15 protein-coding genes are annotated in these 24,078 nt (G+C 70.1%); 1 reads left to right on the top strand and 14 read right to left on the bottom strand.

Going from position 1 to position 24,078, the window contains the following annotated elements; genetic code table 11:
• The first annotated feature begins 33 nt into the window (after window positions 1-33).
• The gene (locus AC16DP_RS07875; RefSeq protein ID WP_329728660.1) at window positions 34-825 is read left to right on the top strand and encodes a spermidine synthase; all 792 of its coding nucleotides are present in this window, start codon (window positions 34-36) and stop codon (window positions 823-825) included.
• Here AC16DP_RS07875 and AC16DP_RS07870 read toward each other — a convergent pair.
• From AC16DP_RS07870 to AC16DP_RS07805, 14 genes are all read right to left on the bottom strand, one after another.
• Window positions 819-1,961, bottom strand: coding sequence for a DOMON domain-containing protein (locus AC16DP_RS07870; protein ID WP_329728659.1), 1,143 nt, complete (start codon window positions 1,959-1,961; stop codon window positions 819-821). The two genes, AC16DP_RS07875 and AC16DP_RS07870, sit on opposite strands and share 7 nt — an antisense overlap.
• Window positions 1,962-2,001: 40 nt before the next feature.
• Window positions 2,002-3,222, bottom strand: coding sequence for a hypothetical protein (locus tag AC16DP_RS07865; protein ID WP_329728658.1), 1,221 nt, complete (start codon window positions 3,220-3,222; stop codon window positions 2,002-2,004).
• A 160-nt stretch (window positions 3,223-3,382) separates the two neighbouring features.
• Window positions 3,383-4,489 (bottom strand): NAD(P)/FAD-dependent oxidoreductase, encoded by a 1,107-nt coding sequence (locus AC16DP_RS07860; protein ID WP_329728657.1) that lies wholly within the window; start codon window positions 4,487-4,489, stop codon window positions 3,383-3,385.
• Between the two features lie 3 nt (window positions 4,490-4,492).
• On the bottom strand, window positions 4,493-6,784 hold the full coding sequence (locus AC16DP_RS07855; protein WP_329728656.1) for a lantibiotic dehydratase: 2,292 nt from the start codon (window positions 6,782-6,784) through the stop codon (window positions 4,493-4,495).
• Window positions 6,781-8,289: a hypothetical protein gene (locus AC16DP_RS07850; RefSeq protein ID WP_329728655.1), complete on the bottom strand. Its 1,509-nt coding sequence runs from the start codon at window positions 8,287-8,289 to the stop codon at window positions 6,781-6,783. Before AC16DP_RS07850 ends, AC16DP_RS07855 begins: the two co-directional genes overlap by 4 nt.
• Window positions 8,286-10,589 (bottom strand): lantibiotic dehydratase, encoded by a 2,304-nt coding sequence (locus AC16DP_RS07845; RefSeq protein ID WP_329728654.1) that lies wholly within the window; start codon window positions 10,587-10,589, stop codon window positions 8,286-8,288. Before AC16DP_RS07845 ends, AC16DP_RS07850 begins: the two co-directional genes overlap by 4 nt.
• A 36-nt stretch (window positions 10,590-10,625) precedes the next feature.
• The gene (locus tag AC16DP_RS07840) at window positions 10,626-13,919 is read right to left on the bottom strand and encodes a protein kinase domain-containing protein (RefSeq protein WP_329728653.1); all 3,294 of its coding nucleotides are present in this window, start codon (window positions 13,917-13,919) and stop codon (window positions 10,626-10,628) included.
• 11 nt (window positions 13,920-13,930) lie between these two features.
• Window positions 13,931-14,788, bottom strand: coding sequence for a hypothetical protein (locus AC16DP_RS07835; protein WP_329728652.1), 858 nt, complete (start codon window positions 14,786-14,788; stop codon window positions 13,931-13,933).
• A gap of 9 nt (window positions 14,789-14,797) precedes the next feature.
• Window positions 14,798-17,059: a TonB-dependent receptor plug domain-containing protein gene (locus AC16DP_RS07830; protein ID WP_329728651.1), complete on the bottom strand. Its 2,262-nt coding sequence runs from the start codon at window positions 17,057-17,059 to the stop codon at window positions 14,798-14,800.
• A gap of 85 nt (window positions 17,060-17,144) precedes the next feature.
• Window positions 17,145-18,056, bottom strand: coding sequence for a PhnD/SsuA/transferrin family substrate-binding protein (locus AC16DP_RS07825; RefSeq protein WP_329728650.1), 912 nt, complete (start codon window positions 18,054-18,056; stop codon window positions 17,145-17,147).
• Window positions 18,053-20,587, bottom strand: a complete 2,535-nt coding sequence (locus AC16DP_RS07820) for a tetratricopeptide repeat protein (RefSeq protein WP_329728649.1) — start codon at window positions 20,585-20,587, stop codon at window positions 18,053-18,055. Before AC16DP_RS07820 ends, AC16DP_RS07825 begins: the two co-directional genes overlap by 4 nt.
• A gap of 5 nt (window positions 20,588-20,592) precedes the next feature.
• The gene (locus AC16DP_RS07815; protein WP_329728676.1) at window positions 20,593-22,203 is read right to left on the bottom strand and encodes a SpoIIE family protein phosphatase; all 1,611 of its coding nucleotides are present in this window, start codon (window positions 22,201-22,203) and stop codon (window positions 20,593-20,595) included.
• A gap of 251 nt (window positions 22,204-22,454) precedes the next feature.
• On the bottom strand, window positions 22,455-22,847 hold the full coding sequence (locus tag AC16DP_RS07810; RefSeq protein ID WP_329728648.1) for a hypothetical protein: 393 nt from the start codon (window positions 22,845-22,847) through the stop codon (window positions 22,455-22,457).
• An 18-nt stretch (window positions 22,848-22,865) separates the two neighbouring features.
• Window positions 22,866-23,198, bottom strand: a complete 333-nt coding sequence (locus AC16DP_RS07805; RefSeq protein WP_329728647.1) for a PAS domain-containing protein — start codon at window positions 23,196-23,198, stop codon at window positions 22,866-22,868.
• Window positions 23,199-24,078 lie beyond the last annotated feature (880 nt).

Here is a 24,078-nt window from a genome sequence, read left to right as displayed (position 1 = left end):
ACAGTCACCGCCGGTCCGTGCTACCGAGAGGGCGTGAGTGTCTCGGAAACAGTGATCCACGAGGCCGACTCTCCCTTCGGGCCCGTGTACGTCGTGGACGTGGGCGACCAGCGCACGCTCCGCTTCGACAGCCCCGAGGGCACGCTCCAGAGCGCCATCAACAAGAGCGATCCCCTGGCTGTCCCCACCAGCTACGTGCGCGTGGCCACCGCCGGGCTCGCGCTCACCGAGGGCCGCGCTCGCATCCTGGTGGTGGGCCTCGGCGGTGGGGCGTTTCCCATGCTGATGCACCGGCTCCTGCCCCGCCGCTCACAGGTGGAGGTGGTGGAGATCAACCCCGTGGTCGTCGACGTGGCCCGGCGCTTCTTCGGTGTCCGGGAGGATGCCCGGCTCCACATCTCGGTGGAGGACGGGGCCGACTTCATGGCGCGGCAGGGGCCTCGCTACGATCTCATCCTCCTGGATGCCTTCTGGGACTGCGGGACACCGGACCACCTGAAAGAGGCTCTCTTCTTCCAGAACGTCCGGCGAAGACTGGAGCCCGGAGGCGTCGCGGTGCTCAACATCGCGCTCGAGGAGCAGTGGAGCCTGGAGTCGCGAATCAAGACCTTCGCGACGGCCTTCGAGGACTGCGCGATGCTGCGCGGCGCCTCCCGGTACAGCAACCTCATCCTGGTGGGCACCCAGGAGCCCTTGCCCTCCGAATCCCTATTCCGGCAGCAGCTCTGGCGGCTCGCACGCGAGCTGGACTTCCCCGTGCTGATGGAGAGCGTGATGACCTTCGAGCGGGTGACGGACAGCTCGACGACCCGGCCGGGTCAGTAGAAACCGGAGACGGTCCTGGAGCTGACCTCTGGCAACTCACTCTTTCCTCGCAGGAAGATCTTCCCCCACGTCCAGGAGACCTTCTGATTCAACGCCGAGGTGGCGATGAGCGTCTCCTGCTTCCTGTCGCGATCCGCATCGGAGATGACGATGGTGGCTCCCAGGACTTCGTCGCCCTTGAAGGAACCACTTCTCATGTGGAGGAAGTAGGGAATCTCGAACTTCACCTCATATCCATCCTCCATCAGCATGTACTCGCCCCGCAGAGGCTCCTTCGAACCAGGTGAGTTCGCGGGCACGAGCCAGATTTCCTCATTCTCGTAGAAGTACACCAGGTGCTGCCCCCCGCCTTTTGGCAGTCCCCAGAGTTCGACATGGTCCGTGTGGATGTCCTTACCAAAGAGGACGAAATCGTCGCGCACCTTCAACTTGAAATGAATCCGCTCGGCATCCCAGCGCATCATCAACTGGACCGACAGGTCGCTGTCGTCCTTGAGGTTCTTCTCCCCATATACCGGCACGAAATCACGGAAGGCCTGCTGCTCGTCGAAGCTGTTGCCGGCAACGAGCAAGGGCGCCTTGACGTCCGGAAAGGAGTAGCCGGAAGAACCCTTCGTGACCGTCCTCCCAACGAAGTCGACCTCCTCCTCCGTGAACTTGTCAGGGGTACCGTTCAGCAAGTCCTTGGTATCCTGCCGTGATTTCCAGCGCTTGATCCGGAACGCCCCCTCCTTGAATTCCACATCCAGGGAAAGTGTCGTCTTGATGAGTTCATGGCCCGTCCTGGTGGCAAGATCGCTCTCGGACACAACCGTCAACACTGCCTGTTGTCTGGGCTGCTCGTAGATCAGGTCAACACGTTTCTCATCGTCCGCGAAGGGCTTCGAGAGCAGGAGCTTCCCATCTCTGCGAGCGCCCAGATACCACTGTCCAGCCTTGTCACGAGCCAACACGAGCCTCTGTGCCTCGAGTTCTTTCTTGATCTCGAAACCCTGGTCCGCAGATGGCGCTGCTGCTTGCACCTGGGCGCTCGCGGCCTCTCCAGCGTCCTGCGACGCTGGCTGCCCCCCAACAGCGCTGGAGCAACTCCACAAGCCCACCAACACCAAGGCGACATGCCAGCGAGAGTACCACATGAAGAGACTCCGTGAGCGTTTCGACAGGCTCATGCCGTCATCAATGCATACTCGCGATGAATTCGGCGCTGAGCTCTGGCCATTCCTGTTTCCCTTGCAGGTAAATCTTCCCCCACGTCCAGGGTTTCGCATTCACGAGCGAGGTGCCAATGAGGGTCTCCTGCTTTCTGTCCCGATCCGCATCGGAAATGACGATGGTGGCATCAAGGACCTCGTTCCCCTTCAGCGAGTCGCTCATGCTGTAGAGGAAGTAGGGAAGCTCGAACTTCACCTCATATCCATCTTCCATCAGCATGTACTCCCCATTCAGGGGCTGCCTGGATTCAGGTGAGTCGGCGGGCACAAGCCAGATCTCTTCATTCTTGTCGAAGTACACCAACTGCTGCCCCCCACCCTTTGGAAGCCCCCAGAGTTCGAAATGGTCCGTGTGGATGCCCTTGCCAAAAAGGACGAAATCGTCGAGCACCTTCACTTTGAAATGAATCCGCTCGGCATCCCAGCGCATCATCAACTGGGCTGACAGATCGCCGTCGTCCTTGAGGTTCTTCGCCCCATATACCGGCACGAAATCACGGAAGGCTTGCTTCTCGTCGAAACTGTTGCCGACAACGAGCAAAGGCGCTTTGACATCCGACTGGGCCCCGCTGGAAGAGGTCTTCTGGGAGGGGACGCCCTCCCCTTTGATACCTGAAGTTTTCGTGACCATCCTTCCCGCAAGATCGACGGCCACCTCCGTGAACTTCTCCTGGCGAGGATCCGCCGCCATCATGTCTGCGAGGCTCCGATGCACTTTCCAACGGCGTACCACGAACCTATCGGCCAGATGGTCTACATCCAGTGAATATTTCGTCGTAGCGACCACGTGGCTGGTCCTGGTGGCCTTCTCGTCCGTGTATTGGATTGTCAGCACCGCCTGCTGTCTGGTCTCCTCTTCGCTCAGGTCGACAGCCTCATCAGAGCTCGCAAAACTCTTTGAGAGCAGGAGTTTCCCCTCGATGCGGGTGCCTAGATACCAGGATCCGGCCTTGTCACGCGCCAAGAGGAGACCTCGTTTCTCGAGTTCCTTCTCGATCTTGACGTCTTGATTCTTGTTGCCAGAGGCCGAATCAACCAATGATTGACCGCTCACCGCCTGCCCGGCATCACGACCGCTCGCGGCCTGAGAAGTGTGAGGCAGGGATGGTGCCGACTGCCCCCCGGAACTGGAGCAACTCCACAGGAAGAGCGTGATTAAAGCTATGTGCCTGAGAGAGTATCCCATACCGCTTTGACCTCTTGGAAGTTGCTGAACGTCTTGCTGTGGTAACCATTGTTGCGTACTGCGCGCCATTGAGGGCACAAGCCAAAGCACGACACTGATCCGCTCTATTGACCTGGGTCAGTTCCAGCACAGCAACCGCAGCAGACAACGAACGCGATGCCTACGAACGTTCCGGGCGCATGGCGAGCACACGCTCAGGTTCAAAAGCAGCGGCAATTTCGCTGTGCCCGTGCTCGAGGAGCTCCGCCACGGCGCGGCCCGTGAGGGCGCTCGTGAGAATGCCCTGTCCCGCGTGCCCGCTGGCGATCAGCACCGCCTTCGTCCCCGGATAGCGGCCAATCAGCGGCTTGCCCCCCGGTATCACCGAGCGCAGTCCCGCCCACGCCCTTCCGAAGCGCGCCTCGCGCAGCCTCGGCGCCAGCTTCGCCACCGTGGCTCCCAGGTGCATCAGGCCCGTCGGCGTCACGTGGCACGCGAAGCCCGCGTCCTCCTCCGTGGCGCCCACGACGATCTCCCCCGTGCGCCAGGGCGCCAGGTACGTCGGCCCCGACACCACCCGCGTCAGCCTCACCTCCGGGTGGAAGATCGTCAGCATCTGTCCTCGCAGGGGCTTCACCGGCAGCGGCGGCAGTCCCGCGATTCCTCCCGACCACGCCCCCGCGCACACCACCAACCTCCCCGCCCGATGCGTCTCCTGCTCCGTCCGCACCTCCACCCCACCGTCCACCTCGGCCACCGAGCGCGCTCCCTCGCCCAGCCGCACCTTCACGCCCCTCCGGTGCAGGTCGTGCAGCAGCGCGTTGAGGTAGGCCTCCGTGTCCACCATGAAGCCCTGCTCGGTCACGAAGGCCCCGAGGATCGGCGTGCCCTCCAGCGCGGGCTCCAGCTCCACCACGCGCGCCGCGTCCATCCACGTGCCCAGCCACTCGGGGTGGTTCGCCGCCTTCTGCCCCAGCGCATCCCGCCCCTTCGCGTCCATCGCCACCCGGAGCACGCCCTGCCCCCGGCGCAGGCTCGGGCCATCACCCAGGGAGGCCAGTTCCTCGGCCAGTGCTCCGTGCGCCGCCCGCGTGAAGGCGAGCATGTCCGGGTCATCCAGCAGCCGCACCGAGGGAATCGCCACCCCCGCCGCCGCTCGTGAGCCCTGCCCTCCCGGCTCCACCGGATCCAACACCGTCACCCGCGCCCCCGCCGCCGCCAGCCGGCGTGCCACGGACAGCCCCATCACTCCGGCCCCGAGTATGACGACGTCCTGGGTCGCACTCATCGCTCAGCCCCGCTCCTCGCTCCAGCGCACCGCCTGCATCCGCATCTCGCACGTGTAGCGGCCCCGCTCGTCCTTCAGCCACAGCTGCTCCGGGGCCGGGTACATCTCCTCCACCGAGAGCTGCTCCGCCCCTCGCGACAGGTACAGCAGCAGCTCCAGCGCGAACGGCGACGCCGTGTCGATCAGGTACGGCTTGCGCTCCACCGTGCTGCGCATGAACACGAAGCGCGGCCAGCCACTCGCCCGGCGCTCGCGCTCCACCGCGAGCAACAGATCCATCCCGCTCACCTGTGAGAACAAGGTGGTCGGCAGCTCCCACCGCTCCCGCTGGTACACCGCGCCGCCCACGTGGAGTCTCGGCAGGTGCCGGCCCCGGGTGCGCAGCTTCGCGTGCAGCACCTGCGGGTGCGCCAGCGCCGCGAACGGCGCGTACGTGTTGAAGTCGTCCAGCGGCATGTACAGAGACAGCCGCTTCCCCTCCCCGTCCATCAGCACCGGCCCCTCGCGAGTGGGCAGCACCTTCACGTCGTGCGGCTTCAGCGCGCCCTGCTCCACGTCCAGCACGTCCGAGACCGAGTACATCAACTTCCGGCCCGGGTAGACGTAGAAGCCCTTGTTGCGCCGGCGGATGGCCAGTCCCACCAGCCCCTTCGCCGCGGGCTCGCGCTCCAGCCACTGGCCCGCCACCGACTCGTAGCGCGCCCGGTCCGGGTAGAAGGCGCTCAACCAGCTCCACAGCATCAGGTGGTGGTGCACGCGCGCGCACATCACCTCGAAGCCCTGGTCCGTCGCCGCCAGGCACACGTCCGGCAGGGAGTAGCGACCTCCCGGTTGCGAGGTGCCCAGGAAATCCTCCGGCAGCGTCCGGGAGCGCGACAGGTCCTCGTCGAGCAGGATGGGCGGCACCGGTGCGAAGCGGCTCCCCGCCACCTGGTCCGGGCGCAGCCGCACCGCGTACTCCAGGAAGTCCAGCGGGCGCTCCTCCGGGCCCAATGCGTCGCGCACCTGCTCGCGGTAGCTGCGCTGCACGCTGTCCCCGTACGCCGCGGAGAGCTCCAGGGCCCCGGACAGCTTCGCCGCCATCTCCTGGCTGAAGCGCCGCCCCAGCTTCAGCCGGAAGGGCGAGGACGCCTCCTCGTAGAGGATGAGCCGGTCCGAGTACACCTGCCCCTCGCCTCGCCTCGCGGGCTTGCCCGTGTACTCGGTGAAGCGCGTCTCCAGCGTCTGCAGCAGCTCCCGGCGGCGGGCCAGCCCCGCGCCCTCGAACTCGCCGCGCAGGCGCTCCAGCTCGTCCAGCCTCGACAGCCAGCGCTCCCGGGCCTCGGACCCGGGCAGCGCCGCCACCGCCTCGCGCAGGCTCGAGAAGGTGCCGAAGTCATTCGCCACGAAGGGCAGCCCCAGCAGCACCAGCGCCGACTTCATCAGCGGCAACACGAGCCGCTGCACCGCCTCCACTGGCTGGCCCAGTGCGTTCGAGGCCGTGCCCAGTGTCGGTGCCCCAGGCAGCACCTCGAGCAGCCGCTCCGCCTCCGGCGACAGCTGCACCTCCAGCGTCAACGGCTCGCAGCTCGCCCGGCCCGGCTCCACCTTGAACAGGGGGTTGAGCCGCAGCGGCAGGTGCCGGCGGACCTCGGGCTCCCGGGCCACGGCCCTCGCCAGCTCGGTGACGGCCCAGAACGTCAGGAAGGTGCGCCGCCGCGTGCTCCCGCTCGGCACCACCCGCACGTCCTCTGCGCCCTCCCCGCCGCACTCGCCGTAGGAGATGGGGCCGAAGAAGCTCGTCGTCTCGTTCTTCGCACAGAAGCGCTGGAGGTACGTGTAGACCTGCCGCTCCACCCGCCGCGCATCCGAGTTGTCCGGCCGCTGCTCCCCCTCCAGGTAGCGCGACCAGACGTTCTCGTACATCGCCGGGTTGGAGAAGAAGACGGCCTCCTGGATGGCGGGCTCCGCCGCTCGCTCGCGCAGCCGTCTCCGCAGTTGCAGCCGCTCCGCCGTGTACCGGGCCGACAGCGCCACGCGGTGCGCCCGGTAGCGCTCCAGCGCCTGGACGCATTCGGGCCCGTACTTCGCCTTGAGCGCCGGCTCCTTGCCCTTCTCCAGCGCCTCTCGCGCCGTGCGGGCCGCGTCCTCGCCCGCGGCGGTGCGCACGGCCTCCACCAGCGCCCGCTCGTCCTCGAGCAGCGCCGCCACCTCGGAGCGCAGCCCCTCCGAGAAACCCAGGCCCTCCAGCCAGTCGAACGGGAAACCCGCGTGCCGGAGTACGAAGACCTCGCCCAGCGTCCAGCGCTCGCTCATCCGTGCACCCTCTCGAGGACCGCGCGGCCCACCAGCGCCGCTTCCACCTTGCCGCGCTGCGCCTCCGGCAGCGTCGCGAACAGCTCTCCCACCGTCACCGGTTGCTCCGCCCCCGCCACCAGTGGCGCCAGCCGCGCGTCCATGGCCAGCACCCCTCCCGTGCGCAGGTTCGCCGCGTACCAGGAGGGTTTCACCACTCCGTCCAGCGTCGCCGGCAGTTGCACCAGCGCGCAGTCTCCGTCCAACCGGATCCGCTCGCCTCCCGGCGCCACGGGGGCCGGCGGATGGAGCGAGGCCCAGGCAACCCGGCCCGGACTGAGCGGCGCGCGTTGCAGCAGCTTCCCCGCCAGCGAGCCGAGCAACTCCGCCAGCCGAGCGTGGGGCACCGTCCCCGGTGCCTCGAAGGGCACCGTGCGCGCCAGGTCCCGGTCCTCGGGCGGCGCGAGGAAACGCACCGGCACGCCCGCGAAGTCCTCGCCCGAGCGCCCGCGTGTCCAGTGGAACGGCCTCACGCCCGACACCCAATCGAATACGGGCCGCTGGCCGAGCAGCGTGAAGGTCCGCTCGTGCGCGGCCTCGTCCACGCCGGGAGCGCCCACCCACCACTCCGCCACCACGCGTGCTCCAGCGGCGCGCAGCCGCTCCACCGCGGCGACCAGCGGCTCCAGCGGCACGCGGCTCCCGTCACTGCCCACGACCGAGCCCTCATCCACCGCGCAGAACCCCACCACCGCCGTGCGGCAGCCGCTCGACACGAGTGCCTCCGCGTCGAGCAGGGCTCCCAATGGCACGTGCCCCGCCCAAAGCCCTCCGTCGGCCGGGGGACGCGCCCCCTCGGGAACCCAGGTGAGGGACTCCGGCTCCGCCGCGTCCAGGGCCGCTACTCGCCAACGCAGGGGCGCCACGTCCTCGGGAAACGAGGCCCGCTGGAAGGCGGGAAGCGTCGTCAGGACCGCACGGTGGGTGGCCGCGAACGGTCCCGCCACTTCCAGCGGCACCGAGGCCGGACATGCCTCAGCCAGCTTCACCGCCGCGGGAAGTTGCAGGTCCTTCTCCAACCACAGCCGCACCCGCTCGGCATTCGGGAACTGCCCGGCCGCACGGGCCAGGTCCTCGTCATACAGCGCGGGCCGCTGGACGATCCGGAGCACATCGGCCGAGCGTTCGGTGGTGCCCCCCTCCAGCTCGATGTCATCGAGCCGCACGTGAACCCCCATCGGTGCACCCGAGAGCGCCGTGAGCACCGCTCCAAGGGCACGCAGGGGCCGGTGCGCATCCGCCCTTCCCCGCTTCCACAGCACGAGCACGGCGCGCAGGAGCAGCATCTCGCGCATCGTCTGGGTCGTGGCGGGCTCGCGCTCCCGCGTCTCCACCGCTCGCGCCAGGAGCTCCGGCTCCATCACCCGCTGGCAGAAGGCCCGTGCCACGTCGAGCACCCGCCAGCCCTCGGGCGCATCCGGCACGCACGTCACATCCCGGTGGGGAGGCAGGACGAGCAGCTTCATGACGCCGAGCCCCACAGGAAGCAGCAGCGCAGCTCCGCCGTGTGCCGCCCGCCCGAGGCCCCCAGCCACAGCTGTCCGGGCGCGGGGAGCATCTCCGACAGCATCACCTCGCCCTTCTGCTCGAGCAGGTTGACGAAGACGCGCAGCAGCGCCGGGCTGCGCACGTCGACGAGCACCGGCTTGCGCTCGCCCGGGAACTTCGCGAACACGTGGTCCGGCAGCCCCATCCGCGCCCAGATGCCCACCGCCGTCCGGAGCCGCGCCTTGTCGTCCTTGCACGCGACGAGCGCCTCGGCATCCGGGGCCTCCAGCTTCCACTGCTCGCGCTGCAACACCGCGCCTCCCAGCATCACCCGGGGCGTGTGCGCGCCCAGGGACACGCGCAGGGGCCGGATGCGCGGCAGGGCGAAGGCCGTCTGCACCAGGCTCTCGATCTCCCCGTTGTAGAGGCACACCTCCGTGCCCAGCCGCGTGGACACCAGCCGCGCCGTGCGCCCGTCGCTCTCCACCTGGAGGTCATCGAAGGGCAGCCGCCACGCCGAGGCCCGGGCGCTCACTCCGCCCAGCTCGACGACGGGGCCAGGGAACTCCGCGGGCAGCAGGCCCGTGCGCCGCGAGGCCAGCACGGTGACGAAGGGCATCGGCCGCCGCAGCGAGCCGAGCGCCCGCAGCATCTCGCCCTCCACCCGCCTCCGCTCCTCGTGGAACTGCAGCGCCCAGCCCCACACCAGGGCCGTATCGTGCACGTCGCCCACCACCAGCTCGTACTCGCCGCGGCTCCAGGCCTCCACGTCCGGGGCGCCCACGAGCAGATCGATCGAGGTGACGATCGGCAGCTCCGTGTCCGCGCGAGGCACGGGCAGCACCGCCGGATCCAACTCCACGCACCGGGCCGCCGGTTCGGGAATGGCCGCCGCGAGCGCCGAGGCCACGGTGGTGTCGTACGGCACCGGCCTGTCCCCGTACGCCGCCACCACCTTCCAGAAGGGCACCGTGCGAGCCCCCACCAGCGCCGCCACGGCGGACCGGGCCGCCTCGCGCGTGCGCAGCGCCGCCTCGCCCATCAACCCGAGCGCCGGCTCCAGCTTCCGCGTCAGCTCCTCCGCGCGCTCGCCGCCCAGCGTGAGGCGCAGGTCTCCGCCGCACTCCTCCCGCATCGGGAGACGGTCCTGGTAGAAGTTGTGGCTGTCGGACATGGAGGCGGCGGCCACGGGGGCCACACTCCAGCGCTCGCGGACGCGCTTCGCCAGCTCCTCGTTGAGCGCCATCTTCCCCGCCGCGTCCGCCGCGCCGTAACGCGCCATCACCGCCAGCAGGCCCTCCAGCGCGCGCAGGTGCTCACGGGCCACCGGGCCGGGAATGCCGGCGAGCCGCTCGGCCAGGTCCTCCAGCGGGTGGTGCGAGGCCGAGGGCACCTCGAGCGGATGGGTGAACAGGTTGCGCTGCAGGCCGAAGCGGACGGCCTCGAGCAGCAGCGGCCACTCCACCCCGAGCGCCTCGCGCAGCGCCGACAGGGGCCGCGTCCCATCCACCGCCTCCACCAGCCTCGGGAGCACGTCCTCCACACTGGCGGGGTTGGGCGCCGCGCCCTTGCGCGGAGGCATCGAGGCGAAGGCCTTGCGGCGCAGCACGAGCCAGGGCGCCACCTCCGGGTCGGCGGCAATGGCGCGCACCAGCCCGAGCACCAGCCACGAGGCGGCGAAGGTATTGCGCCCCACCAGCACCTCGGGGCCGGACCAGCGCACCGAAACACCCGTGGGCGCGCCAGGCTCCACCCGCCCGTAGTTGATGGGGCCGAAGAAGCTCATCGTCTCGTTCTTCGCGCACAGCCGCTGCAGGTAGCTGGCCACCTGCCGCTTCAGCCGCGCCCCGTCCCGGCCGGCGCTCAAGTCCCTCGCCACCGGAGGGCTGGAGCTGGCCACCGCCTCCAGGAAGCGCGGCTCGGTGCGCAGCGCCGCGAGCGCCTCCTCCACCCGGGCCGACTCGCGGGTGAAGGCCTCCTCGAAGGCCGCACCGGCCTCCTGCGCGGCGCGGGCGTGGACGTTGTACGTGGCGAAGAACTCGGGGGACTCCAGCCCCTCCACGTCCACCGGGCGCCCCGCCTTCAGTGCGGCCAGCACCGCGGACGGAGGCCGCCGCAACCGTGGGCCCCGGGCCTTCAGTGCCTCCAGCTCACGCCGCTCGGCCCACAGCCTCCGGGCGCTCTCCGCCGACTCGGGACAGCGCAGCCGCTCCAGCCGCTCGAAGGGAAAGCCGGTGGTGCGGACGACGAGGTGAGGAAACAGCTTCCAGCCCTTCATACGCGACGCACCCTGGCCCGAGGGCCTCCGAGAGGCCTACTTCTTCGGCAATGGAACGACCTTCAGTTCCTGCCCGGGCACCGCCATCACCCAGCGCGACCACACCGGCTGGTTGGGACAGGTGACGATGACCTGCAACTCCACTCCCGCCTCGATGGGGGCCGACACGGGCGTGGCACCGGGGAGCATGTCCGGGCCCAGCTTGACGAAGCAGCCCGGCGATCCTTCCACGCGCAGCGTGCCCTTGCTGCCCGGCTCCGGCCGGGCCTCGGGCAGGGTGCGCACATCGATGACGTCCTGGCTCACCGGAATCCCGAAGCGATGCAGGCGGCCCTCCTTCGCCGTGGAGACGACGAGCTGGCTGACGCCCTCCAGGCTGAGGTCCTGGGAATCCTCCACCCGGAGGCCCGCGATGTAGATCTGCTCGCCCGGCTCGCGGTTGACCACGTCGACGCCCTGATTCGAGAGCAGCCTGGGAGCCAACACGGCGCCGCCGCCCACGACCAGGAGCCCGGCGACACCGAGGACGGCCCACTTGACCGCGGACGAGCGGGGCGCGGGGGGCCTGGCCGCGGACATGGCGGCAGGGGCCTGCGGGGCCGGGGCCTTGGGAGGCGCACCCACCGGAGCAACACCCACCGGGGCTGGCGCGGGAGCCACCTGGGTGGCCGTGCGGGCGGACACCGGAACCGCGGGCTGCAACGCGGGCCGGGAGCCGGTACCGGGCGTGCCGGACAGGGACGCGCGGGGCGGCACCGCGGGTGTGGGCCCGGAGGCCCGAGGCGGCACCGCGGGCACGCCGGTCATGGAGGCACGGGCCTGTCCCCCGGGACGGGACGCCACGGTCGGCGGCGGGGGCGGCACGACAGGCACCCCGGACAGGGACGGACGCGCGGGGACGGGAGCCGACGCCTGTGCCGCTACCGCGTCCGTGGGAGGCTCGGGAGGCAGGGCGTTGGGGGCGATGAGACCCTGCTGCGCGGGCCGGTAGACCTCGGTGCGCTCGTCCGGAGCCTGCGTACCGGGCGCAGGAGGAGCCGGAGGAGGACGCGAGGACTGCGCCGGAGGAGGCGGGGGCTGCGGCACGGCGCCGTACTGCCCGGTGCTGGAGCCGAGCGCGGGCCGGGAGCCGGTGCCGGGGGGCGCCACCATCTCCCCCGTTGCGCCGGTGGGAACGCGCGTCGCGTTGCCCGAGCCCGTGCCCGAGACGCTCGGATGCGAGCCGGTGGAGCCCGCCGAAGCGTTGTTCGTGGTGGGCCCGAACTCGGCGAGCCGGTCTCCCAGGGTGGCCTTGAAGAACTGGGCCACCGCCGCCGGCGACGAGTTGAGCCGGTGGTGGGCCATCACCGCTTCGATCTCCTCGCGCATGGCGGCGGCGGAGGGCGTGCGGCGCGCCGGATCCTTCACCAGGGCGCGGAGGATGAGATCCGACACATCCTGGGGGATGTTCGGCTTGAGCTGGGAGGGCACGGGCGCCGGCTCGCGCACGATGGCGTTGAGCGTGGCGGCGTCGTGGTCCCGCTTGAAGGGCAGCGTGCCGGTGAGCAGCTCGAAGAGCACCACGCCCAGGGCGAACACGTCGTTGCGCGCGTCCAGGGCGCGGCCCGCGGCGGCCTCGGGGGAGATATAGGAGATCTTCCCCTTGAGCACGCCGGCCTGGGTGTTCTCCTCGCCCTGCACCTTGGCGATGCCGAAGTCGCTCAGCTTGATGGCGCCATCCAGCGAGATGAGGACGTTGTGGGGGCTGACGTCGCGGTGCACCACCGGGTGGGGCACGCCGGCCGGGTCCACGTAGCTGTGCGCGTAGTGCAGGCCCGCGGCCGTCTCGGCGACGATGCGCAGCGCGTGCTCCAGCGGCAGGGCCAGGCCCTTGCGCCGCAGCTCGTTCATCAACTTCTTGAGATCCGGGCCGCGCACGTACTCCATGAGGATGTACGCCACGCCGTCGTTCATGCCCACGTCGAACGTCTGCACGACGTTGGGGTGCGTGAGGCGCGCGTTGGCCCGCGCCTCGGCGAAGAGCATGTCGACGAACTCGGCATTCTCCGCGAACTGCGGGAGAATCTTCTTCATCACCACGAACTTCTCGAACCCCTTCACGCCCACCTGCTTGGCGAGGAACACCTCGGCCATGCCGCCCTGGCCCAGCCGGCGGATGATCTGCAGCTTGGTGGCGCTGATGGAGTTGCTGATGTCCGAGCCGCCGCCCTTGTTGGCGTTCGGATCCACGTTGGTGGAGCCGAAGAGGTACTGGCTGAGGGCGCGGGGCTCGAGCGCCTCGATGTCGTCCAGCGGCTTGTCCACCAGCGACGAGCGGCTGAGCAGCGGCACGAGCTGGGGGATGGCGGGAAGGCGCGCGGAGCCGCCGCAGATGGGGCACTCGCGCTCGGGGCTGGCGTTGGCGCGCAGCTTGGCGAGGTACTCGGAGGCCAGGGCGCGCTGCTGGTGCTCATGGCCGCAGTTGCGGCACTCGCAGGGCAGCCACAGGGTGCCGATCTGCGCGGTGAGCTGCCTGGTGAAGCGGTTGAGCGCTTGGAGCACCGGCGGGGGCACGCGGCACAGCACCACCTTGGCGCCCTGCGCGGCCGTGGCCAGCACCTGCTCCAGCTTCGCGACGGCCTCGGGCTCCACCTTGCTGACGTGGGAGAAGTCGAAGGCGACGCGCCCCTCCAGGCCCGAGGCCAGCCGGCGCACGTTCAGGTCCGCCTTCAGCTCGCTGGCCAGGGAAACGTACGTGATGTCGTCCTGGACGATCTTCAGGTGCGTGGTGAGCGCGCTGGGGGCGCTGGGCGTGGTGGCGCGCAGGTAGCGCATCACCACCGGATCCACCGTGCCGAACTGCTGGCGCTGCGCGTAGTCGAAGAACTCGCTCGGCAGATCCGCGAACTCCAGCTTGCCGGCGCACACCGGGCAGGAGTGCTCGGGGGCGCGGCCCTCGGCGATGATGGGCGCTTCCGACTGCAGGTCCACCAGGCGCAGCCGGTCCTCTCCGCAGGCGCGGCACGTGTAGGGCGCCAGCACGGACAGCACCCGCGCCACGCCGGAGAAGCCCTCCACCATGTTGAGCTGGTCCACCATCACCGGTGGCGCGTTGACCACGTACAGCGCGATGCCGCCCGCGGGCAGCTTGCTGGCGAACTCGATCCACCGCCGCACGCCGAAGGAGCTGATGCGCTCCACCTGGCCGAGGTCGACGATGAGCAGCCCGCCCATGTCGGGGGACGAGGACGTCAGCGGGAACGTCTCGTCGATGATGCCGGCGATGCGGACGTGGTGGATGGTACCCACGCGCACGCGGCTGATAGTGGCATTGGAACCCTGCGTCTCCACCGTCCCGCTCCTCATTCCGACTGGAAGTACAGCAACGACTTGGGAAGCGCGGCCCGGCGGCGCGCCTCGCCCAACCCGACCACGCCCAGCATCCGCGTCTCCTTGCCGGGAGCCACGCGGACGGCGATCAAATCACACGCCTCCAGGATGCGCCGCATGCCCAGGCCCGCCCCACCGCCCGAGGCATTCACCTGCATGCGCCCACCCAGCGAGGCCAGTGCCCGCGCGATGGGCCCGGGCGTCAGCCGCCCGAAGAGATCCACCGCCTCCAGGAAGATGCCGCCCTCCCCCACCGCCAGGGACACCTGGCACACGTGCTCGGGCGCCACCGCCTGCACCGACTCGCGCCGGTGGGCGTACAGCGGCGTGCCCCGGGCATCCACGGGCGCGTCCAACAGCGCGTTGGCGGCCAGCTCGTGCATCACCTCGGCCGCGAGGTTCGCCGCGCTCCGGCTGCCCTTGGAGGCCTCCACCAGCGCGGCGGCCTCGGACGAGGCGCCCTTCAAGTCCACCACCCGCTCCAGCCACAGCTTCGCGACCGCGGCCCCCGGGGGCATCAACGGCTCACCCCGCAGGAGCGAGCCCAGCACCCGCATCTCCCACGCGGACGGGAGGCCACCCGGCTCGCGCGTGGCCAGCAGCAGCGCTGGAGGCTGACGCTCCAGCATCGCCGCGTGGGCAGGCCCCAGACGGCCGTCGAAGAGGACCAGCTCGCGGGCCGGGGCTCGCGCGGTGCCCCCTCGCGCCACCACCGGCAGGCCACTGCGCACGAGCGCGGGGGTGGCCTGCTCCAACGTGGCGGGAGCCAGGGAGGCATCTGCGATGAGATGGAGGCCAGTGGTGGCCCCCGCGTGGTGGGCGGCTCTCACGATGACGGCTCAGTACTGGAACTTGATCTCGCTGAAGAGGCTCAGCGGAGGCGCGGGGAAGCCAAAGGACTCGTCGTACTTCGCGTTGAAGAGGTTGGAGCCGACCACGGACACCGTGAGGCCCTTGGTGACGTTGGCCCCCACGCGCGCGGTGGCGGTGAAGTAGCCCGGCAGCTTCACCTGCTCGAACTTTCCGGTGGCCGGGTTCTCCAGGGAGCCCGAGTCGAGACGCTCGCCCACGTACAGCGCGTAGAGCTCGGCGAAGCCGAACTTGCCGAAGTTCGTCCGGCCGCGCGCGTAGATGCGGTGCTGGGGCGCGTAGTCGAGCGGCCGCTCCGGCCGGTTCTCGAAGGCGAGCGCCCGCGCGTCCAGGAACTGGTACGACACGTCGAAGGAGGAGTTGATGGCCGCCACCTGCGCCGCCGCCTCCGCCTCGAAGCCCAGCACGCGCGCATCCCCCACGTTCTTGAACTGCGAGGTGGCGCCGAAGAGGAGCTCCTGGTTGATGAAGTTCCTGGCCAGGTTGTAGAAGCCCGTGCCCGTCAGGCGCACCGTGCGATCGAAGGGCCAGAAGTCCACCGAGGCCTCGACGGTGTCCAGCGTCTCGGCGCGCAGGGTGCTGTTGCCCAGCAGCGTGGACGCGTACATCTGCTGGTTGATGGCCAGCTCCGCCAGCGTGGGCGCGCGGAAGGCGCGGCCGTAGTTGGCGCGGAAGGTCAGCTCGGGACGGGCGTGGAACACCACGCTGGCGCGCGGGGAGATCTGATCCGTGCGCGTCTGCCAGACCTTCTCCGGGATCATGTACTTGTCGTAGCGGGCGCCCGCGCTCAGCACGAGCTGGCTGAAGGGCCGGTACTCCGCGTCGAGGAAGCCGCCGAGGATGTCCTGGGTGGTGTCCTCCATGGTCAGGCCGGGGAGGATGTTGGGGTTGTTGACCAGGTCGTTCTTGTAGTCACCGCCGAAGGTGACGGTGAGATCGCCGAGGGTGAGCAGGCCGCGGGCCTCACCGCCGATCCGGCGGCGCTTGCCCAGGGGCATCTGGGGGCTCTCCTCGTCGAAGGCGTTCTCCATCTCCACCTGGCGGCGCTTGAAGAAGGTGTACGCCTGGGCGAACACGCGCAGGTTGTCCGTCACCTGCTGGTCCAGCTGCGCGCTCGCGTTGAAGTTCTGCACGCGCTCCACGTCGTTGGGCGTGTAGTGGCACTTGCCGCAGTTGCCCACGGTGGCGAGCTGGTGGCCTCCGGGGCGGCCGATCTCTCCGCTGGTGAAGCTGGCATCCAGCGTCACGCTCTTGATGTTCACCCGGCCGGTCACCTGGTGCACCAGCGAGTCCTCGTTGGTGTCCACGCGGCCGATCTTCGGATCATTGAAGAGCTGGGGGCCGTCCGAGCCGAAGCCGTAGTAGCTGACGAGCGCCTCCACCGGGCCGCCGCGTCCGGCCGCGGTGGCCTGCGCGCGCCACGTCCGGTCCTGGCCCAGCAGCAGCCGCATGTCCGAGCCCCAGTCACGCCCGTCCTGCATCAGGTCCTTGGGCTGGCGGGAGATCATGTTGATGACGCCGCTGAAGGCGTTGGAGCCGTACAGCGTGGAGCCGGGGCCCCGGATGACTTCGATCTGCTTGAGGTTGGTGAGCGGCGTGGTCTCGTCCGCGTAGAACTGGCCCGTCCAGGGGTCGGTCAGCGGGCGGCCGTCCTGCAGCAGCAGGAGCCGGTTGGAGAGGTAGTTGGAGCCCAGGCCGCGCGCGCTCACCGCCGCCTTGCGCATGGCGCCCCGGCGGCACTCCATGCCGGGGAAGTACTGGATGGCCTCGCACAGGGAGAACTGGCCGGTGCCCTCCAGCTCCTCGGCGGGAATCCAGGAGATGGTCATCGGCACGTCGGCGATGCGCTGGCTGCGCTTGGAGGCCGTGGACACCACCGCCTCGCTCAGCAGCTGCTGCACGGAGTCCTCCAGCGAGGAGGCCTCGGGCGTGGCGAGCGGATCCGGGATGTCCACACCGGCCAGGGCCGAGGGCGGAGGCAGCGGCCGCGAGGCCGCCGGGCCGGTGAAGGGCGCGCGCTGCGGCACGTTGGAGGACGAAGCGGGCGGAGGCAGCGGCAGCGGCTTGCGCGCCTTGGGGGCATCCGAGGCCGTCGTGCCAGTGCCCGTGCCAGCGCTGGTGCCAGTGCTGGTGGTGCTGCTGGGCGCCGGCAGGGTGGACTTCGTCTGCGGCGTTCCAGCGTGGGCGGTGAGGCCGCACATGAGCCCGACGAGCGCCGGGAGCCAAGCCATTCGAGTCGAGTGCATCGTTCTCTACGTCCCGCGATTTGGAGAAGGAGTGTAGCGGTTCCAGGAGGAGAAAGTCGCCCCCGCTCTGTCAGTCATCCGGCTGCTCGGCGGACACATCCAGTGCGTCCGCGAAGGACGGGAGCACCGGCTGGAGGACGGCGGGCTCCAGGAAGGCCCGGGTGTCCACGCGCAGTGCGGGTACCTCCACCAGCACGGGCTGGCGGCGGGGAGGGCCGCTCTGCAGCAGCTTGCGCAGGTCCTCCAGCTCCTTGCCCTGGATGGCGACGAAGGCACCGAAGGGAGCCACCGGCTCGAGCTTCTTGAGGTTCTCCGTCAGGTCATCCGCGTCGCCGCGCATGCCCACCAGGACGGCGCCGGGCACCTTGCTGCTGCGGTAGAGGACGCGCACGCCTTCGGGCACGTGGGCCAGCGGCACCAGCGCGGCCTCGGCGCCCTTGGCCTCCAGCATCTTCAGGGCGGACTCCACGTTGGGCACCGGGGTGAGCTTGAAGTGCTTCCTGGCGTCCAGGTCACCGGCGAGCACCACGTTGGTGACGAACTTGGGGTCCGCCGCGCCCGCGCCCTTGACGATGGCGAGCCGCTTGCCCGCCAGGTCCTTCACGGAGCCGCGCGAGGTGGAGACGATGGCCCAGCGCTGGGCCGTCTCACCGGACAGCGGCGCGAGCGCCACCGGGGTGGCCTTGTTGCCGAGCTGCACGGCGGCCCAGGAGTCCAGGACGGCGAAGTCGACGATGCCCTCGCCCACGGCCTTCGAGAAGTCCTCGTAGCGGGCGAAGCTCTTGGCGGCGGTGGGCCGGCCGGTGGCCGCGGTCAGCTTCGCGGCGAGCGCCTCGGCGTACTGGAAGCGCTGCTGGCCATCGGTGAGCGTGGTGGGCAGGAAGACGCCCAGGGTGGCCTTCTTGGGGGCGGCCGCGCCGGCGGCGGGCACCCACGCGCACAGCAGCGCGAGGCCCAGGAGGAGCGAGCGGGGGGAAATCATGGCGTGGTATCCGAAGCGGTGGCGCTGGAGGGCTCGGGGTTGGAGGTCGGGGCGGTGGCGGGCTCGGCCAGGCCGTAGATCATCTGCAGGCGATCCTTCCACTCGCGGACGGCGGCGGCGCGAGGCGCGGCGCCCGAGGCGAGGTAGCGGCGGTAGGAGTCGACGGCCTGAGACATGTCGCGGCGGCGCTCCTGGGCGTCGATGCCGAGGTTGAGCGAGGCCTGGGGCACGGTGCCCTCGAGCTTCTTCCAGGTGGCCACGGCGTCGTTGGCCTTCTTGCCGCGCCAGGCCACGCAGGCGAGGTTGTGCTGCAGGGCGGCGCTGTCCGGCGCGAGGGCGAGGGCGGCCTTGAAGGACTTCTCGGCGGCGCGCATGTTGCCGGAGGTGTAGGCGCGCTCGGCCTCGCGGCGGTGGAGGGCGCTGGTGAAGGTGGCGGTGAACGGGGCCTGCTCGGGGATGGGCCGTTTGGCGGCGGCGGTGAGCGCCTTGCGCGCCTGGGCCAGCTTGTCGTTGCGGTAGAGCAGGAAGGCGTCCACGAGCTGGCGGGTGTTGGGACGGGCCCAGCCAGGCGTCGGGGTGAGCGCGCGCTTGAAGAGGTTGCCCGCGTCACCGAAGCGGCCCTCCTCCACCTGGGCGAGCCCCTTGGCGAAGGCGGACAGGCGGGCCAGCTCGGACTGGTTGCCACCGAGGCCGGCGCGCTCGGCGGACTCCACGTCCTGGCGGGCGCCCGCGCCGTCTCCAGACTCCAGGCGGGAGAAGGCGCGGCGCAGGTAGACGCGCGAGAGGTTGGCGCGCGTCACCTCGAGGGCGCGCTTGGAGGTGCCCGGGTCGGTCAGCCGCTCGAGGGCGGCATCCACCTGGCCCAGCTCCATCTCCGCGAGCGCCGAGCCGGCGGACACGTCCGACACGGCGGCGAGGTCCGGGGCCATCTGCCCGGCCTTCTCGAAGGCCTCGAGCGCCTCCTTGGGAGCGCCGGAGCCCAGCCGCGCGTAGCCGAGCACCAGGTGCTCGCGCCAGGCGGCCTCGGGCAGCTGCACGCCCAGCTCCATCACCTTGCGGGCCTCGGCGTGGGAGCCCTGCTGGAGCAGGACGGCGCCCAGGCGGCGGGCCATGGCCGAGGTGCGCTCCAGGTCGAAGGCACGGCGCAGATCGCGCACGGCGTCGTCCACGCGGCCGTTGCTGGCACGGTCCCGGGCGCGGTGGGCCAGCGCGCGGGCCAGCCACTTCTTCGCGTCGGCGTGCTCCGGCTCCAGCTTGAGGGCCTGGGTGTAGTCCTCGATGGTCAGGTCCCACTGGCCGGTGGCGAAGTGGTCCGCGCCCAGCAGCACGTGGCCCAGGGCCTGCTTGGGGGACATCTCCACCACGCGCCGGTGCACCTCGACGGCGCGCGCGTAGCGGCCGGCGCGGCGGTTGACGCTGCCCAGGGTGGACCACAGCTCCAGGCTGTCGGCGCCCGACTGCACGGCGCCCTCCAGGAAGGAGATGGCCTCCTCGTTGCGGCCCTGCTTCTGCAGCGCCATGCCCACGGCGATCTGCGCGGCCACGTCGCCGGGGGCCAGCTCCAGCACCTTGCGGTACTCCGTCTCCGCCTCGGCGGGCCGGGCCTGGGCCATGCGCACGTCACCCAGCAGCATGTGCGCGGCCGGCGTGGCTCCCAGCTTCACCAGGGCGAGCGCCTGCACCTCGGCGCGCGGCACGTCGTTGGACTCCAGCAGCAGCCGGCCCAGACGCTCCTTGGCCTCGGGCACCTGCGGGAAGCGCACGGTCAGGCCCTCGAGCAGGGCCATGGCCTCCGCCATCTTCCCTTCCATCTCCAGCACCGCGCCCAGGCCCATCTGGATGGAGACGGACTCGGTGCGGCCCACCTGGGCGCGCTCGAAGGACAGGCGCGCCGCCGCCGCGTCGTTGCGCAGCAGGTGGCCGCGGCCGAGCAGCTCGTGGATTTGATAGTCGTTGCCGGCGAGCTTGTCCGGGCGCTGGGCCAGGTAGGCCTGGAGCTCGGCCACGGTGGCCTCGCCGTCCTGGAGCACGAGGGCGTAGTAGTTGCCCAGGTAGTAGTGGACGAGCAGGTGCTCGGGCTGGTTGGCCACGGACACCTGCTGGAGCACGGGGAGGGCCTCCTCGTAGCGCTTGAGCTTGAAGAGCGAGATGCCCAGCGGGTAGGCCAGCTCCAGCGACTGGGGGTTGGCGGCGTAGACGGGGGCCAGGCGGGTGGCCACGCGCTCATGCTCCTGGAGGGCCAGGCCCACGGCGCCCAGGCCGGCGGCGGCGGGCACGGAGGTGGCCTCGGCGTCGAGCGCCTTCTCGAAGAGCTCCAGGGCCTTGCGGTACTTCGTCTCGGCGCGCTTCTTGTCACCGGAGGTGGCCGCGGTGCTGGCATCCACCTGGGCCGTCTCACCCTCGCGGACGAGCCGCTGGGACTCCGTCATGGGAGGTGGACGGTACTGGGCGAACGCGGCCGTGCCGCTGAGCGAATGGGCGAGGACGAGGGCCGCGACGAGGCGGCGGACGGGAGGACGGGGAGAGCGCATGCGACTCATGGGGAGGCGGGGCTGAACTCGGCGACGACCACGGTGATGTCATCCTGCGCCGGGAGGCCGGCGCTGAAGGCGCGCGCATCGGCCAGGATGGCGTCACGCAGCGCTTCGGCGGACAGGTGGGCGTTGGCCTGGATGGCGGCGGCGAGACGCTGGGTGCCGTACTGCTTCTGGCTGGCGTCGCGGGACTCGGTGACGCCGTCGGTGTACCAGACGATGAGATCTCCAGGCCGCAGCTGGGCCTGGCGCGAGGCGTACTGGGAGGACGCGGAGGCGCCGAGCAGCGCGCCACGGGCGGGCAGCGAGGCCACCTGACGGGTCGAGCGGCTGTAGACGATGGGGCTGGGGTGGCCGCCGCTCGCGTAGTCGATGACGCCCGTCTGCGTGTCGAGCACGGCCAGCGCGCTGGACATCTGGTGCTCGCCGCGGCCCACGTGGGCCATGGTGAGGTTGAGCGAGGAGATGAGGAGCTGGGCGTTGATCTCCTCGGGCGGGCGCATCGTCATCGCGGCGGTGAAGCCGCTGGTGGCGCTGGTGGCCACCAGGGCGGTGGCGAGGCCGTGGCCGGTGACGTCGCCGATGCCCACCACCACGCGGCGCTCGTCCAGGGCGGCGCGCATCCACCAGTCGCCGCCGCACGCGTCCGCGGTGACGACGAGGCCGGCGATGCGCAGCGGGCCCGCCTGGAAGCCCTCGCGGCCGGGCAGCAGCGTCTCCTGCACGGTGCGCGCGAGCGACACGTCGCGCTCCAGCTGGGCCTTGGCGCGCACGTCCTCGAGCAGCACGTTGATGCGCTCGGCCATGTGGTTGAACACCACCCCGAGCGTGGTCACCTCGCGGCCGGCGCCCCGCACCTCCTCGGCGCGGGCGTTGAGGTCTCCCGCGGCCAGCTGCATCACCTTGCCGGTGAGCACGCCCAGGGGCCGGGTGATGCGGCGGCTCTGGATGGCCACCAGCACGCCGGCCAGCACCAGGAAGCCCAGACCCAGGCCCGCCATGGTGGTGGCGTTGCGGCGCAGCGACTCGCGCTTGGCGGCCTCCAGCTCGTGCAGCTGCTTCTGCAGCCCCTCGAGCGAGTAGCTGATGAGCACCACGCCCTTGCCGCTCTGGGAGCCATAGTCGATGGGCTCCTGGTACTCGATGATGGGCTTGCCCTGGTAGAGGGCCGTCACCCAGCGGCGCTCCGGCTTGCGCTCGGTGGTGGTGCCCAGCTTCGCGTCCTCCGCCGAATCCGCGGCGAGCTGGCTGTCCGCGTCATATATCTGCACGCGGAGGATGTTGGGGTTGTCGGAGATGATGGAGCGCGCCACCTCGCTGAGGAAGGCGTAGTTATTGTCGCGCAGGGAGGTGGCCGAGGTGAGCGACAGGGTGTGGCTGAGCGTCTGGCCCAGCTCGATGGCCTGGTTGCGCACGTGCTCGTTGAAGCGGGTGGACGTCTCCTCGAACTGGGCCCGGGCGGAGACCCACGCCACGGAGGCCAGCAGGCCCACGACGATCGCCAGCAGCACGCCGGTGGTGACGAAGAGGAGCTGATCCAACCGCATGCCGCGGATGGCGGCCACATCGGGCAGCTCACCGGCCTCCAGCGGGGCGACGATGGTGCCCGTCATCTCCGGATGGAACGGAGAGAGCCTCGTGGAGGTATTGCCCGCCGCACGGGTGGCGGTCCCGGTGAGGGTGGGCTCCTGGTGCTCGAACGACCCGTCGGGAGGGGGCTGGGAAGGCAGGGGGGCGTTGGACAAGGCGGGACTCTGAATCGGCGCTGGGGAGGCGCGACGGCTATCGGATTCTTGGAAGCCGGACGACTCTAGCGCAGTTTTCCGCTTATGCGAGTCCCCCCTGCCGCGGGGGGCCCCACCCCTCAGGCCCTCCCGAGTAGGATTTCGCTGACAGTGCGGTGGGTGCTCACGTCGGGCGTCCGCCCGGGGGGGCGGAGCGCGGCAACCGGACCGTGAAGGTCGTCCCCGACGTGGCGGTGGAGGGCGGTGGGCGCCTGCATGAACACCGCATGCAGCGAGGCCCGCTGGCGCTCGACCTCCGCCTGGGAGCGGGCGGCCAGGGCGAGCGACTCGTCGCGGAGCCGCACCGCCTCGCGCAGTTCCGTGTTGGTGGCCTGGAGGAAGGACTGGCCCCGCCGCAGGGCGTCCTGCTCCATGTCCGGGCCCTGCTCGCCCCGGAGGGACAGGCGCACGAAGTCCGTCACGTCCTCCGTGCGGTGGACGAGGTAGCGCAGCTCGCCCTCGGCGGAGAACACGGGGGTGTTGAGGGTGATTCAATACCGCTCGTCGAAACCACCGCCCTCGGACTGGGGACGCGGGATGCCGTACTTGAGCACGGGCATGGAGTCCGGCGCGCGCGTGGCCATGGCCCGCTCGAGCGAGGCGCGCACGGTGCGCGTGCTGGTGGCCTTCGGATCCGCCGGGTTGTCGGGGAACACCTCGAAGAGCGGGCGGCCGAGGAGGCGCTCGCGCGTCGTCCGGGTGACCCGCAGGTAGGCGTCGCTCACCGCCACGATGGTGAAGTCCGCGTCCGGCGCGAGGACGAGGAGGGAGCCCGGACTCCGCTCGAAGAGCAGCTGGAAGTCTGGAAGTGACGGTGGAGACATGGCGGAGACGTGTGTACTCAATGTCCGATAAAAGTGTTCCGTGCTCCTGCCCCGGCACGTCCTGAAGGAGGCGGTTGACGCACGGCCGCTCGCCCACCGGGCAAGGGGCTTCAATGGGATTGGGCGCTGAGTAAACACACCCATGGCTGACTGGAATGGTCGCGCCCACACTCGAAACCCGGCGCACAGACAGGCGGCCCTTGAGGCGTGCACGCCTGGCGGCACTGGAACAAGAAACAAGCCGTTCCCTCGGGGCAAGGTGGGTCCTCCGTGCCGCCACAGTCGCGCAGGCACTCCATCGCGATTCTTCCCGGGCTCCGCACGGAAGGAACACGACTACAGGAGAGTCCCTGGGGGCAGGGCGTCCGCTCGCAATCCTGGCCGTACACCTTCATACACATGGACCCGATGCCACCGAGCAACCCCATGATGCACCTCTGCCCTTCCGGGCAAGCACGGCCCTCGCACGAGGGAACGCACGCGGGCCCATCTTCATCCGCCTTGCAATTGAAGCCCTCGGGACAACTGGAGGGCTCACCCAAGCGGCACGGCCGGCCGCAAAACCCCGTACAAATCAGCCCCCTCTCACAGCCCTCCTCGGGAATGGATGGAAAACTTTCGCAAATCTCCCCTTCCTTGCGCACTCCGATACGTGAGCACCTTCGCATCCAAGCATTGCCACTGAAGGAGCTTTCGAGCCGACAGACGTATTCCTCGGGGCAATCACTGTCCGTATTGCACCCGCTGTCAATGCAGTAGAGGTGCCCGACTTCATCCTCGTTGCAGCGGAGATGAGGTCCACAGTCCGCATCGCTCTGGCAATCCTGCCCGTAGGTGGAAAGGGCCCCGCGCTGCTCCGGCAAGAGCATGGGAACGACGA

The sequence above is a fragment of the Archangium sp. genome (assembly GCF_057119385.1).
This window is presented reverse-complemented; position numbering and strand designations above follow the sequence as displayed.

Bases quoted from the DNA above. Each gene is read 5' to 3' on its own strand.
- AC16DP_RS07870 (WP_329728659.1), bottom strand. From the start codon at position 1,961: ATGTGGTACTCTCGCTGGCATGTCGCCTTGGTGTTGGTGGGCTTGTGG.
- AC16DP_RS07865 (WP_329728658.1), bottom strand. From the start codon at position 3,222: ATGGGATACTCTCTCAGGCACATAGCTTTAATCACGCTCTTCCTGTGG.
- AC16DP_RS07860 (WP_329728657.1), bottom strand. From the start codon at position 4,489: ATGAGTGCGACCCAGGACGTCGTCATACTCGGGGCCGGAGTGATGGGG.
- AC16DP_RS07855 (WP_329728656.1), bottom strand. From the start codon at position 6,784: ATGAGCGAGCGCTGGACGCTGGGCGAGGTCTTCGTACTCCGGCACGCG.
- AC16DP_RS07850 (WP_329728655.1), bottom strand. From the start codon at position 8,289: ATGAAGCTGCTCGTCCTGCCTCCCCACCGGGATGTGACGTGCGTGCCG.
- AC16DP_RS07845 (WP_329728654.1), bottom strand. From the start codon at position 10,589: ATGAAGGGCTGGAAGCTGTTTCCTCACCTCGTCGTCCGCACCACCGGC.
- AC16DP_RS07830 (WP_329728651.1), bottom strand. From the start codon at position 17,059: ATGGCTTGGCTCCCGGCGCTCGTCGGGCTCATGTGCGGCCTCACCGCC.
- AC16DP_RS07825 (WP_329728650.1), bottom strand. From the start codon at position 18,056: ATGATTTCCCCCCGCTCGCTCCTCCTGGGCCTCGCGCTGCTGTGCGCG.
- AC16DP_RS07820 (WP_329728649.1), bottom strand. From the start codon at position 20,587: ATGCGCTCTCCCCGTCCTCCCGTCCGCCGCCTCGTCGCGGCCCTCGTC.
- AC16DP_RS07815 (WP_329728676.1), bottom strand. From the start codon at position 22,203: ATGACGGGCACCATCGTCGCCCCGCTGGAGGCCGGTGAGCTGCCCGAT.
- AC16DP_RS07805 (WP_329728647.1), bottom strand. From the start codon at position 23,198: ATGTCTCCACCGTCACTTCCAGACTTCCAGCTGCTCTTCGAGCGGAGT.